At 60.8% G+C, this 13,197-nt stretch carries 10 protein-coding genes; 6 read left to right on the forward strand and 4 right to left on the reverse strand.

All coding sequences use genetic code 11. The features are described from left to right. The first annotated feature begins 85 nt into the window (after positions 1–85). The gene (locus ACIQY3_RS14090) at positions 86–1,015 is read left to right on the forward strand and encodes a DMT family transporter (protein WP_403020267.1); all 930 of its coding nucleotides are present in this window, start codon (positions 86–88) and stop codon (positions 1,013–1,015) included. Between the two features lie 56 nt (positions 1,016–1,071). Here the strand turns inward: ACIQY3_RS14090 and ACIQY3_RS14095 are convergent, their stop codons facing one another. Then, entirely contained in the window at positions 1,072–1,302 is a 231-nt protein-coding gene (locus tag ACIQY3_RS14095) for a hypothetical protein (protein WP_403020269.1), read from the reverse strand. Between the two features lie 92 nt (positions 1,303–1,394). Next, positions 1,395–2,108 carry a FadR/GntR family transcriptional regulator gene (locus tag ACIQY3_RS14100; RefSeq protein ID WP_403020271.1) on the reverse strand — a complete coding sequence of 238 codons (714 nt, stop codon included), beginning with the start codon at positions 2,106–2,108 and terminating at the stop codon, positions 1,395–1,397. 272 nt (positions 2,109–2,380) lie between these two features. Here ACIQY3_RS14100 and ACIQY3_RS14105 point away from each other — a divergent pair, with 272 nt between their 5' ends. Next, a complete protein-coding gene (locus tag ACIQY3_RS14105; RefSeq protein WP_403020273.1) occupies positions 2,381–3,727 on the forward strand; it encodes an MFS transporter in 1,347 nt (448 codons plus the stop codon). Positions 3,728–3,751: 24 nt separating this feature from the next. Further along, the gene (gene gudD, locus ACIQY3_RS14110; protein ID WP_403020275.1) at positions 3,752–5,095 is read left to right on the forward strand and encodes a glucarate dehydratase; all 1,344 of its coding nucleotides are present in this window, start codon (positions 3,752–3,754) and stop codon (positions 5,093–5,095) included. A gap of 121 nt (positions 5,096–5,216) precedes the next feature. Here the strand turns inward: gudD and ACIQY3_RS14115 are convergent, their stop codons facing one another. Beyond that, positions 5,217–6,092, reverse strand: coding sequence for a LysR family transcriptional regulator (locus ACIQY3_RS14115; protein WP_403020277.1), 876 nt, complete (start codon positions 6,090–6,092; stop codon positions 5,217–5,219). Between the two features lie 154 nt (positions 6,093–6,246). Between ACIQY3_RS14115 and ampC the strand changes: the two genes are divergently transcribed. Further along, positions 6,247–7,398, forward strand: coding sequence for a class C beta-lactamase (gene ampC, locus ACIQY3_RS14120; protein ID WP_403020490.1), 1,152 nt, complete (start codon positions 6,247–6,249; stop codon positions 7,396–7,398). Positions 7,399–7,511: 113 nt separating this feature from the next. Here the strand turns inward: ampC and ACIQY3_RS14125 are convergent, their stop codons facing one another. Beyond that, positions 7,512–8,642, reverse strand: coding sequence for an MFS transporter (locus ACIQY3_RS14125; RefSeq protein ID WP_403020279.1), 1,131 nt, complete (start codon positions 8,640–8,642; stop codon positions 7,512–7,514). Positions 8,643–8,905: 263 nt separating this feature from the next. On the opposite strand from ACIQY3_RS14125, the gene ACIQY3_RS14130 reads away from it, so the two are divergent. Both ACIQY3_RS14130 and ACIQY3_RS14135 read left to right on the forward strand, forming a co-directional pair. Continuing rightward, positions 8,906–9,529 carry a response regulator gene (locus tag ACIQY3_RS14130; protein WP_403020281.1) on the forward strand — a complete coding sequence of 208 codons (624 nt, stop codon included), beginning with the start codon at positions 8,906–8,908 and terminating at the stop codon, positions 9,527–9,529. A 3-nt stretch (positions 9,530–9,532) separates the two neighbouring features. Next, complete coding sequence (locus tag ACIQY3_RS14135) at positions 9,533–13,093, forward strand: ATP-binding protein (protein ID WP_403020284.1); 3,561 nt, start codon at positions 9,533–9,535, stop codon at positions 13,091–13,093. Positions 13,094–13,197 lie beyond the last annotated feature (104 nt).

Raw genomic sequence — 13,197 nt, forward strand, 5'->3', positions numbered from 1 at the left:
AGTGAAGAGTTAACGCAGTATAAGTCAGTTGTGGCGAATGATCAGGCTTCTGATACTGAAGGTATCAACCCACAGGTGCCCGACCATGCTGTCACTGTCCCCTCCCCTCAAAATCATCCTGGCCATGGCGTTTGTCGTGGCGTGCTGGGGTTATTCACCGACCGGCATTCATATCGGTTTGCAGGCTTACGATCCTGGCCATTTGGCACTGCTGCGGTTTCTGGTGGCATCGATGTTTATGGCAGTGATCGCGGCATTCAAAGGCATCAGCCTGCCGAAACTGCGGGACTTGCCGTTCCTGATCGCCCTCGGTTTCTTTGCCGTGAGCCTGCACCACGTGTTGCTGAATTTCGGCCAGCAAGGGGTCAGCGCCGGGGCGTCCAGTGTGCTGGCGCAATCGACGCCGTTGTTCAGCACCTTGCTCGCACGTTTTGTGTTCAAGGATCGTGTAAGCGTCTGGCGTTGGGGTTGTGTGTTGCTGGGGTTGATCGGCGTGGTGATTGTGGTGGCCGGCGATAAAGGGCTGGGCAGCATTGATGCCCACGGCTTATTGATCCTGGGGGCGGCGGTGTCGTGGAGTGTTTACTTCGCCCTGCAAAAGCATCACACCGGGCGTTATAACGGTTTGACCCTGACCTGTTACACGGTCTGGTCCGGGACGCTGCTGTTGCTGGTTTATCTGCCTGGGTTGCTGGATCAGGTGGTGCGGGCGCCGGTCGCGGTGCAGATGGCGGTGATCGGGCTGGGGGTTTTACCGAGTGCCTTGGCGTACCTGGCCTGGGCGTATGTGCTGGCCCATGTGGATTTGAGCCGGGCGGCGATGACCTTGTATCTGGTGCCGCCGACGGCGATGGGGATTGCGTCTGTTGCGCTGGGCGAGCGGCCGGCGTTGATGGTGATCGTCGGGGCGATGGTGGTGTTGGTGAGTGTGCTGGCGTTGAATCTGGAGCGGCGGGTGTTGGGGCTACTGACGCTTTCGCGAGCAGGCTCGCTCCCACATGGATCTCCACACTGATCTTTCCCACCTGGTTCTGCGAATACAAAAAACCCGGCGCAATGGCCGGGTTTCATTTACCGCATGTCATCGGACAGCGGCGTCTCTTCATCCGCCGTCGGCACGTCTTCGTCGGCGGTCGGGTCTTTCCAGTCTTCAGGTCGATCCGCGTCGGCTTCGGCCGGTTCACGGGTAGGGTCCATGTCGGACGGTGCATCCTGATCCAGCGTTGGCTCGTCTGTGCCGGGCATGGGTCTGGTCGGGTCGGTGTTGGGTGTTCCGCCTTGGAACATTGAATCATTAGCCATGATGCACCTCACTGATGAGGTCCAGTTAATCTGGGCCGTACAGTTTGGAAGCGGGCGCATGAAAGGCGTGCTATCGAGTAGACCAACGGTTGTCAGCCCTGGGCCAGAAACCGGTCGCGGCTGTTGGTGAGGTGCAGCCACATCGCCGCCCGCGCCGCATCCGCGTCCTGGCGTTTGATGGCGTTGAGGATCGCCTCATGTTCCTGATTGGCCAGTTGCCCGAGCTTGCTCAAGTCCGTCGCGCCGCGCTCGACGGCATTCACCCGGGTCCGAGGGATCATCGCGTTGCCCAGGTGCTGCATGATTTCGGTGAAACACACATTGCCGGTGGCTGCGGCGATCAACAGGTGAAAGCGCTTGTCGGCTTCCACGCAGCTGTCGTTGTTGGCCAGCAGGCGTTGATAGTCATCCAGCGCTTCACGCATCTGCGCCAGTTGCTGATCGGTACGGCGCACCGCCGCCAATGCCGCCGCCTGGGTTTCCAGGCCCATGCGCAACTCCAGAATGCTGCGCACCCCCAGCGCAGTATCGACGTTCAGCCGCAGCCCCTGCTCCGCCGCGCGCTCAATGACAAACGTACCGATGCCATGCCGGGTTTCCACCAGCCCTGACGCCTGCAACTTCGAGATCGCCTCGCGCACCACCGTGCGGCTGACGCCGTGTTCCTGAACGATGGTGTTTTCCGACGGCAGTTTGTCCCCCGGCAACATCTGGCCGAGGAGGATGCTTTGGGTCAGCTTGGCCACCAGGTCATGGGCCAGGTTATGGCTGCGCTTGCGGGCGGGTGCGTCGAGGTCTTCTTGCATGGCGGTTATCCGAAAAGCAGGGCTATCGAGATCGTAGCACCGCAGGCGGGAGAAAACAGCGCCTATCTTGTATGACAACACTCAACAAACACACGATAAATCCTCGAATCCAGCCCATAAAATATCGTTAAAAGAATAACAACCGACCAAAACATCCTTATTTTGTTGGACAAAGCCGCTTGCAGAACGAAAAAACCTAGTTGTATGATGTCTATCAACAACGCGACACCCAGTCACACCCCGCATAAAAATAATCAGTGGGAGAAACGCAAGTGAATACATCCATATCCGGGATGAACGACGGCGCCGATTCGGTCCTCAAGTCCGCCATCTCGAAAGTCAAACGCCATGTCCTGCCGCTGTTCGTGATCATGTTCATCGTCAACTACATCGATCGCGTGAACATCGGCTTCGTCCGCGCCCACATGGAGCAGGACCTGGGAATAGGCGCTGCCGCCTACGGCCTCGGTGCCGGCCTGTTCTTCATCGGTTACGCCCTGTTCGAAGTCCCCTCCAACATGCTTTTGCAAAAAGTCGGCGCGCGTATCTGGCTGACCCGCATCATGCTGACCTGGGGCCTGGTCGCCGCCGGCATGGCGTTCATCCAGAACGAAACCCACTTCTACATCCTGCGTTTCCTCTTGGGCGTGGCCGAAGCCGGGTTCTTTCCCGGGGTGATCTACTACTTCACCCGTTGGTTGCCTGGGGTCGAACGCGGCAAGGCGATTGCGATCTTCCTCAGCGGCTCGGCGGTTGCGTCGCTGATCTCCGGTCCGTTGTCCGGACTGTTGCTGCAACTCAACGGTTTCGGCCTGCACGGTTGGCAGTGGATGTACTTCATTGAAGGCATGTTCTCGGTCGGGTTGTGCGTGTTTGTCTGGTTCTGGCTCGACTCCAAACCCCACGACGCCAAATGGCTGAGCCGCGACGAGCAAGATGCGCTGGTCAAAGCCATCGACGACGAACAACTGGCCCGCGAAGCTGCGACGCCGATCAAACCGTCCCTGGGCAAACTGCTCAAGGATCGCCAGATCATCCTGTTCTGCCTGATCTACTTCTTTATCCAGCTGACCATTTACGCCGCGACCTTCTGGCTGCCGAGCATCATCAAGAAGATGGGCGACCTCAGCGACATCCAGGTCGGGTTGTTCAACTCGATCCCGTGGTTGCTGTCGATTGTCGGCATGTACGCCTTCGCCGCGTTCTCGGCGAAATGGAAACATCAGCAAGCCTGGGTTGCCGCTGCGCTGCTGATCGCGGCGGCCGGGATGTTCATGTCCACCACGGGCGGGCCGATCTTCGCCTTTGTCGCGATCTGCTTTGCGGCGCTGGGTTTCAAATCCGCGTCGTCGCTGTTCTGGCCGATTCCCCAGGCATACCTGGATGCGCGGATCGCTGCGGGCGTGATCGCGCTGATCAACTCCGTCGGCAACCTCGGTGGCTTCGTCGCGCCGACCACGTTCGGCCTGCTGGAAGAACACACCGGTTCTATCCAGGGCGGGCTCTACGGTTTGGCCGCGACGTCGATCATCGCCGCGATCATCGTCTTCGCCGCCCGCAACACACCGAAAACCGCACCCGCCGCTGCCGTCGGCAAACCCGCTTCCAGCCACGCCTGAATTTCTGTTTTGAAGGACACGACCATGAACTCACATGACACCGCAAAAGCACCGATCATCACCAGCATGCAAGTGGTTCCGGTGGCTGGGCATGACGGCATGCTGCTCAACCTGAGCGGCGCCCACGGGCCGTTTTTCACCCGCAACATTGTGATCCTCACCGACAACGCCGGGCACACCGGCGTCGGTGAAGTACCGGGCGGCGAGCGCATTCGCCAGACCCTGGAAGACGCACGCTCGCTGGTGGTCGGCAGTCCGATTGGCACCTACCAGAAGATCCTCAACCAAGTGCGCCAGACCTTCGCCGACCGCGATGCCGGTGGCCGTGGTTTGCAGACCTTCGACCTGCGCATCACCATTCACGCGGTCACCGGCCTGGAAGCCGCCCTCCTCGACTTGCTCGGCCAGCATCTGGACGCGCCGGTCGCGGCCCTGCTCGGCGAGGGCCAGCAGCGTGATGAAGTGAAAATGCTCGGCTATCTGTTTTATGTGGGTGATCGCAACGAAACCAACCTGGCCTATCGCAGTGAACCGGAGGCCGACAACGACTGGTTCCGCGTCCGGCACGAAAAAGCCATGACCGCCGACGCCGTGGTACGCCTCGCCGAAGCCGCCCACGCCCGCTACGGTTTCAAGGACTTCAAGCTCAAGGGCGGTGTGCTCAGTGGCGACGCAGAAATCGAAGCGGTCACCGCCCTGGCCGAACGCTTCCCCGATGCGCGCATCACCCTCGACCCGAATGGCGCGTGGTCACTCAAAGAAGCGATCCGCCTATGCCGCGATCAACACCGCGTGCTGGCCTACGCCGAAGACCCGTGCGGTGCGGAAAACGGCTATTCGGGCCGTGAAGTCATGGCTGAATTCCGCCGCGCCACGGGGCTGAAAACCGCGACCAACATGATCGCCACCGACTGGCGGGAAATGGGCCACGCGATCCAGCTGCAATCGGTGGATATTCCACTGGCCGACCCACACTTCTGGACCATGCAGGGTTCGGTGCGCGTGGCGCAGATGTGCCATGAGTGGGGCCTGACCTGGGGCTCACATTCCAACAATCACTTCGATATTTCCTTGGCGATGTTCACCCATGTCGCAGCGGCGGCGCCGGGTGAAATCACCGCCATCGATACGCACTGGATCTGGCAGGACGGCCAGCGCCTGACTAAAGCGCCGCTGCAAATTGTCGGTGGTTGCGTGCAGGTGCCGAAGAAGCCGGGGCTGGGGGTTGAGCTGGATCTGGATCAGTTGGCGAAAGCCCATGAGTTGTACAAAGGCATGGGACTGGGCGCGCGGGATGACAGCGTGGCGATGCAGTTTCTGATTCCGGGGTGGAAGTTCGATAACAAGCGGCCGTGTTTGGTGCGCTGACTTCAATTCGCCACAATCCCCTGTGGGAGCGGGCTTGCTCGCGAAGGCGGTGTGTCAGTCGATATTTGTATTGCCTGACACGCCGCCTTCGCGAGCAAGCCCGCTCCCACAGGTTTTGTGGTTAACCCTGAGATATCTGTAGCAACCACTGCTTGAACGCCACCATCGCCGCCGTTTCCGCCCGCGACTGCAACCGCGTCAACCAGTAACTCCCCGTGGTGATGTGGATGGCGAACGGTTGCTCAATCGCCCCCGCCGCCAGTTGCCTCGCAAACATCAGAGGCGGTGCCAACGCCACGCCCGCGCCTTGCATCGCCGCTTCCATCATCGCCAGCGACGAGTCGAAGACGATGCTTTGCGGCGGTGCGACGTGGGTTGAAAGACCTGACGCCTGAAACCAGTCCGGCCATTCATCCGAGCGGTAGGAACGCAGCAGGGTTTGCCCCAGCACATCGGCCGGTTCGCGCAACTGCCGGGCAATCTCAGGCACGCACAACACCGACAGCGGCGCCTCGATCAGCCTTACCGCTTCAATCCCGTGCCACGCCCCGGCGCCAAAACGGATTGCGTAATCCAGCCCTTCAGCCGCCACGTCCACCCGATTGTTGTTGGTCGACAGGCGCAAATCTATGAACGGATGTTTCGCCTGGAAGTCCGCCAGACGCGGCAACAGCCAACCCACGGCAAACGTGCCGACGGCACCCACCGCCAGTACTTCCCGGTAATGCCCGCCTTCGAGTCGCTCCAGTGTTTCGGCGATTCGGTCGAAGGATTCGCGCAACACCGGCAACAGGGTCTCGCCCTCGCTGGTCAGCATCAGGCCACGGGGCAAGCGTTTGAACAGGGTTACGTTAAGCTGAGCTTCAAGGCCTTTGACCTGGTGACTCACCGCCGCTTGCGTGACGCACAGCTCCACCGCCGCCCGGGTGAAGCTCAGATGCCGCGCCGACGCCTCGAAAGCGCGCAGTGCATTCAACGGTAATTGCGGCCGGATCATGTCCACTCCCAAAATTTTCTAATGGCTCATGCGAAATATCATCGGTTGTCGATCAGCGCCGGACTGCCTAGATTTGCCTCGCCGTTCAGCGGGCAGTCTACCGGGTAGCGCCCACCATTCGCAGGGAATAGAAACAATGACCAACAAAACCAACATGTCCAGACTGTCCGTTTTAGGCGCTTGCGTTGCATTGCTCGGCGCCGGCCCGTGCCTGGCCCAGGCTCAGACCGACCAACAGATTCAAAGCACGGTCGACGCCGCCGTCCGCCCCATTCTGCAAACTCAAGGCGTTCCCGGCATGGCCGTGGCTGTCACCGTCAACGGTAAGCCGCATTACTTTAACTACGGCGTTGCCTCCAGGGAAAGCGCCCAAGCGGTGACGGAAAACACCCTGTTCGAAATCGGCTCGGTAAGTAAAACCTTCACCGCGACCCTCGGCGCCTATGCCAACGCGACCGGCAAACTGTCCTTGAGCGACAAGGCCAGTAAAGTCCTGCCCGCCTTGCAGGGCAGTGCATTCGACAACGTGAGCGTGCTGCAACTCGGTACCTACACCGCCGGTGGTTTGCCGTTGCAGTTCCCGGATGAAGCGGATCACGCGGACAAGATGCTCGGCTATTTCAAGCAGTGGAAACCTGTCTATGCAGCGGGCACCCATCGGCTGTATTCGAACCCCAGCATCGGGTTGTTCGGTTATCTGGCTGCTCATAACCTGGGCGTGCCGTTTGACGAGGCCATGGAGAAAACCCTGCTGCCCAAACTCGGGCTGACACACACCTTCCTCCGAGTGCCGCAAGATCAGATGAGCGTTTACGCCCAGGGCTACGACAAGAACGACAAGCCGGTACGGGTCGATCCGGGGGCGCTGGATTCCGAAGCCTATGGCATTAAAACCAGTACGGCAGACATGATTCGCTATGTTCAGGCGAACCTGAAACCGGCCTCACTGGAAAAACCTTTGCAGCAGGCCATCGCGACGACTCACACCGGTTACTACACGGTTGGCGACATGACTCAAGGCCTGGGTTGGGAACGCTACAGCTATCCGATCAGCCTCGATAAATTGCTGGGCGGCAACTCGACGCCGATGGCCATGGAGGCGCACACAGTTCAATGGCTGAACCCGCCGCAGCCTGAGCCGGAAAGTGTACTGATCAACAAAACCGGCTCCACCGGTGGCTTCGGCGCCTACGTTGCGTTCGTGCCCGCGAAGGACATCGGCATCGTGATCCTGGCCAACAAAAACTACCCGATCCCGGAGCGGGTCAAGGCGGCTCATCAGATATTGAGTGCGTTGGCCAAGTAACCCGCCACCCCACCCTCCCCTGTGGGAGCGGGCTTGCTCGCGAAGGCGGTGTGTCATTCGGCAATGGTGTTGACTGACACGCCGCCTTCGCGAGCAAGCCCGCTCCCACAGGGTTATGGCGTTTGCGCCTCAGGCTTCTTCCGCTCCAGACACGCCAGCGCACTCACCGCCAGACACACCGCCGCCCCCGTATACACCCACTCCGACGGCGCCACCGGCAGTAGAAACCCCGCCAACAACGGCCCCACACCCGCGCCGATATCCCGCCACACCGCGTTCCCCGCCAACGCCCGGACACGCCCGCTGTCCGGATGACGTTGCGCAATGACCGTCACCACCAATGGCAATTGCAACGCCCGCAACACCAGCACCAACGCCCCACCGACGATCAGCCAGTGGAAGCCAAAGCCGATCAGCGCCATCGATGTCAGCAGCGAAAACACAATCAACATCCGCGTCGCCCCCCACCGCTGCGCCGCGATCCCGCCCAAGGGACTGAGCAACAACTCCGAGACATAACGCAACGCCAACAGCGACCCGGCGACCACCACTGCGTTGCCTTCCAGCAGATGCTGCGCCAACAGCGAAAGGCCAATGATGAACAGCCCGTCGAGGGTCAGCCCTTCGATAAATGACCACATCGCCACGCTGTCGGGCAGTCGAAAACGCCGTGTCGATGCCGACATCGGATGCGCCGCCGATGGCATTCCCAGCGCCAGCCACATCGCGATCAACGAGGTTGCGAACATCAGGAAGAAAATCATCCGCGGCCCAAACGCCACACTCAACAACGCCCCCAGCGGCAATGCCAGCATCGGCCCCGCCGCAATCAACGCCCGTGAACGGCCGGTGCGACGCGCAGCGCCCGAGGGCTCGGCGGTCGCCATTACTTGCGTGGACAAATTCAGCGCCGCATAGGACAGCCCCCAGCCCAGGCGCAAAATCAACAACCACCAGAACCCCGACAACGTCGCATAACCCAACGCACACAACGCCGCAGTCCCGGTGGCCAGCAGCAACGCCGGGCGATCGCCATTGCGGGTGTAATAGTTCATGACATAGCGATAACCGAAAATCCGCACCAGCCGATTCGCCGCCAGCAACATCCCCGCCTCGGCCAGACTGATGCCAAATGCCTGGGGCTGCATCGGCAAGAGCAGGTACAACAACACGTCGCCAGGTAAACACAGGGCCAATACAGCGGCGGCTCGGGTGGAGTGTCTGTCGGCGGTTTTTTCTGACATGGGAATGAAAGGCCTCGGTAACAAATCAGCGGCCACCAGACTGGCGTGAAGTGACGACGCTGACAATCGCTTTATCAGCACTACGCGATCCTGTGGGAGCGGCGGTGCGACGATTCGACTTGCTCGCCCCCACATGGATGACCTAACCCCCACAAACCGCGTAGGATCGCCCTCTTTTTTCACTGTGCCTCGCCACGCATCAGCCCGACAGAGCCGCTGTTCAACTCCGGGACTATGCTGAATCTGGGCATGAGGGCTGATCGATGAAAGTGCTGTTGGTCGATGATCACGCGGTGGTGCGCATGGCGATCGGGATGATTCTGGCCCGTGAAGGCCATGAGATTGTCGGTGAGTGCGACAACGGCGTGGATGCGGTGAGCAAGGCGTTCGAGCTCAAGCCGGATGCGATTGTGCTGGACCTCGACATCCCGCAACTCGACGGCATGGCGGTGATCGACCGCTTGCGCCTCGGCGGCAGCCCGGCCCATGTGTTGGTGCACACGGGGCTGAAAAGCCAGGCCTACGCGGCGCAATGCATGCGGGCGGGTGCGGCGGCGTTTCTGTCGAAAGTCGATGACCCGGTGGAGATCGCCACCGCCCTCAAAGCCGTCGCCAGCGGCAAGACCTGGTTCCCCATCGGCACGTTCGCCTCGGTGCGCAAAAGCGATTTCGCGCAAAACGATGCGCAACTGTTGAGCGGCATCACCCGGCGCGAACTCAAGGTGTTGCATGGTCTGGCCCAAGGCAAAAGCAACAAGCAGATTGCCGAAGACATGCTGCTCAGCAACAAGACTGTCAGCACTTACAAAACCCGACTGCTGCAAAAACTCAACGCCTCCACGTTGCTGGAACTGATCGAATTCGCCAAACGCAACGATCTGGTCTGAATCATGATCCGTCGAATCCTGTTGGCCGTGCTGATGCTGACGTCGTTGATGGCATCCGCCGAACCGCTGACGCTACTCAGCCGCGCCGCCGACAGCAACGTGGCGCCGACGCTCAGCACCGCGCAACGGCAATGGCTGGCAAACAAAGGCGTGGTCAAGGTTGGTGTCTACCTGCCCGACCGCCCGCCGCTGGACATGACCTCCAATCAAAAAGACTACGAAGGCCTGTCCGCTGATTACCTCGATGTGTTGGCCCGTGGCCTGGGCCTGCGCTTGCAGGTCAACCGCTATCCCAGCCAGCAACAGGCACTGGCTGCCCTGCAACACGGGGACATCGACGTGGTGCCGCGCATCAATCACCTGGAGTCGATCTACAACGATATCGTGCTGAGTGCGCCCTACGCCTACGATCAGGCCGTGCTGATCAGCCGCTTCGGCACCCACTGGCCCAACGATCAGATTCCCCCCGGCACCACCGTGCTGTTTGATCCTGACTGGATTCAACAGGAGCGCGTGGCCACGCTGTTTCGCGAACAATCGGTGGAGCCGGTGTTGTCCACGGAACAGGGCCTGGGTCTGGTGGCCTATGGCGAAAACCGGGTGCTGCTGACCGATGCGATTTCGGCGCAATACCTGTTGGAGCGCAGCTATCAGCAGAGCCTGAAACAAACGATCCAGCGAGACTCCGAAGGGTTGGGCTTCAGCTTTGCGCTGCGCCGCCAGGATCAGCTGCTGCTGACCTTGCTCAATAGCACCCTGGCGAAAATCTCCCCTCAGGAACGGGCGGTGATCGCGCGCCGCTGGGGCATCGGCGCCAACCCGAAACTGGGTTACGGCCGCTTGCAACTGACCGTCGCCGAACAGCAGTGGATCAAGGCCCATCCCGAAGTCGAAGTGCTGGCCAACGACCTCTATTCGCCGTACAGCTTTTTCAATGCCGAAGGTCAGTTGCGCGGCATGGCGGCGGACCTGCTGGAGATGATCAACGACCGTACCGGACTGGTGTTTCGCCCCACCAACATGACCTCGATCGATGCCATGACCAGCCGCGTACAGCGCGACCCGGTGAGCATGATCGGGGCGCTGACCTACAGTGCCGACCGCGAGCAAAACCTGGGGTTTACCCGGCCCTATCTGGTTAACCCGTTTGTGCTGGTGACGCGTGCACAACCCGAGCATGCGGGTCTGGTCGGGCTTAAAGGGCAGTCCGTGGCCCTGATCAAAGGCTCGGCTGCGGCCAACTGGCTGGATCGCGAATGGCCGGATATTCGTCGGGTGGAAGTCGACAGGCCGATTGAAACCTATGAATTGCTCGCCGAGGGCAAGGTCGACGGGGTTGTCCAGCCGCAACTGGGCGCGGCTTACCTGATCGACCGGTTTTTCCGTGCTCGCCTGCAAATCGACTCGGTGATCGGCTCGCAACCAGCGCTGATCGGCTTTGCCACCGGGCGGCAGAATACCGAGTTGCTGTCGATCCTCAACAAGGCCTTGCTGGACATTCCGCCCGATGAGTTCAGCGACCTCGCCAACCGCTGGCAGAGCCCGCAAGAGAGTCCGGCGGGCTGGAACGTCTACAAGAACTGGTTCTACCGCGCCGTGGCCGGGCTGTTGATGGTGCTGTTGGCCATTCTGGCGTGGAACCTCGGGCTGCGCCGGCAAATTGCCGAACGCTTGAAAGCGCAGAAAGCCTTGAACGACCAACTGGTGTTCATGAAAGTGTTGGTGGACGGCACGCCGCACCCGATCTACGTGCGCGACCCCAAAGGCCTGCTGCTGACCTGCAACCGCGCCTACTTGCAAGCGATGGAAGTCGAGCTCGAGCAGGTGCTGAACAAGGGTTTGATCGAGGCGAATATCCTGCCCGTCGACGATGCCCACCATTACAAACGCATCCACCGCGCCACCCTCGAAAGCGGCGAACCGTCCTTCGCCAACTTTGCCATGACCGTCAACGGCAAGACCGCGCAGATTTACCACTGGGCCCTGCCCTACCGTGATTCCGACGGCGCTATGACCGGGGTCATCGGCGGCTGGATTGACCTGACCGAGCAGCACAATCTGCAACACGCGCTGCATCAGGCGAAAGACCTGGCGGAAGCGGCTAACCGTGGCAAGAGTCACTTCCTGGCGGTGATGAGCCATGAAATCCGCACGCCCATGAGTGCGCTGATCGGCGTGCTGGAACTGATGCGCAATGGCCGTCCCGACGCCGAGTTGGTGGACATTGCGCAGAAATCGGCCAGCGGCATGATGGAGCTGATCGGCGAGATTCTCGACCTGTCGAAAATCGAGTCCGGCAAGTTCGAACTGCGCACCGGCCGCTGCCATCCCGAGCGGCTGGTGAGTACGGTGATCGAGGGGTTCGCCAGCCTCGCCCGGCAGAAAAACGTGGCGCTGGAATTCATCAGCCAGGGCGCGGACATCGCCGTCGCCCTGGATTCCCTGCGCTTGCGGCAGATTGTGTCGAACCTGATCAGCAACGGGATCAAGTTCACGCCTGAAGGCACGGTGATGGTTGAGCTCGCGCTGGTGCCGGAGGGCGATCGCGTGCATCTGCGCCTGAGCGTTCGCGACACCGGCATCGGCATGGACGACCAGCAACGCCAGCGCCTGTTCCAGCCCTACACGCAGTTCGAGGCCAGCGACACCGAGTTGCAGATCGGCACCGGCCTGGGCCTGGCGATCTGTCAGCAACTGACCGAGCTGATGGGTGGACAGTTGACCTGCGAGAGTGCGCCGGGACGCGGTTCCTGTTTCACCCTGACGCTGGACGTTGCCACCGTGCCGGACGACGACGCCGGACCGTCCTTCGACACCCAGGACCTGCCGCCACTGCCTGCGCGCAACGTGTTGATCGTCGAAGATCACGAGTTCAACCGCGTAGTCTTGCAGCGACAGCTGGAGTCACTGGGCATGCAGGTCACCTGTGCCAAAAACGGCCTGGAGGGTTTGCGGGTGTGGGGTCGGCAAGACTTCGACTATGTGCTGACCGACTGCAACATGCCGCAGATGAATGGCGACCAGATGACCCGCCAACTGCGCGCGCTGGAAGCCAGCGAAGGACGCGCACCTGCCCATGTGCTGGGCTTGACCGCGAACGCCCAGGCGGGAGAGGTCCAGCGCTGTCTTGAGGCGGGCATGAATGATTGCCTGTTCAAACCGGTGACTCGCAATGTGCTGGAGCACTATCTGCGCGAGGCGGAAGCGACACGCCAGGGCGGCGCCTGTTGTTTCGACATTGCCAAGGTCAATGCCATCACCGCCGGCGACGCGGCGATGACCCGGCAGTTACTGGCCACGGTGTTGCGCACCAATCAGGAAGACTTCGATGCCCTGCAAAGCCTGCACAGCGCGGGCGATTACAGTGGCGTGGGTCGGCGCTGCCACAAGATCCTGGGCAGTGCGCGCATCATCCATGCGATGGCGTTGATCAGTGCTTGCGAGCAACTGGAACAGCACTGCCAGGCCAACGCCGGGATGGGTGAACTGAACCGTTCGCTGGAGGCCTTCGTCACCCAGATGAATCATCTGCAACAGCAGCTTCGCAGCAGCCTTCAGGGCTGATTTTGTAGGACGCTTCCTACAAAAAGTTCGGAACCCGCTGCGTTACCCGCCCAGGCTTCACCCGGAAAATCCGCGACTCATTTCCATGCAGTCGGCGGGTCACT

The organism is Pseudomonas sp. NPDC096950, from assembly GCF_044762525.1.
Classification (GTDB): Bacteria; Pseudomonadota; Gammaproteobacteria; order Pseudomonadales; family Pseudomonadaceae; genus Aquipseudomonas.

Coding starts and splice junctions, on each gene's coding strand:
- ACIQY3_RS14095 (WP_403020269.1), bottom strand. CDS start 1,302: ATGGCTAATGATTCAATGTTCCAAGGCGGAACACCCAACACCGACCCG.
- ACIQY3_RS14100 (WP_403020271.1), bottom strand. CDS start 2,108: ATGCAAGAAGACCTCGACGCACCCGCCCGCAAGCGCAGCCATAACCTG.
- ACIQY3_RS14115 (WP_403020277.1), bottom strand. CDS start 6,092: ATGATCCGGCCGCAATTACCGTTGAATGCACTGCGCGCTTTCGAGGCG.
- ACIQY3_RS14125 (WP_403020279.1), bottom strand. CDS start 8,642: ATGTCAGAAAAAACCGCCGACAGACACTCCACCCGAGCCGCCGCTGTA.
- gudD (WP_403020275.1), top strand. CDS start 3,752: ATGAACTCACATGACACCGCAAAAGCACCGATCATCACCAGCATGCAA.
- ampC (WP_403020490.1), top strand. CDS start 6,247: ATGTCCAGACTGTCCGTTTTAGGCGCTTGCGTTGCATTGCTCGGCGCC.
- ACIQY3_RS14135 (WP_403020284.1), top strand. CDS start 9,533: ATGATCCGTCGAATCCTGTTGGCCGTGCTGATGCTGACGTCGTTGATG.
- ACIQY3_RS14130 (WP_403020281.1), top strand. CDS start 8,906: ATGAAAGTGCTGTTGGTCGATGATCACGCGGTGGTGCGCATGGCGATC.
- ACIQY3_RS14090 (WP_403020267.1), top strand. CDS start 86: ATGCTGTCACTGTCCCCTCCCCTCAAAATCATCCTGGCCATGGCGTTT.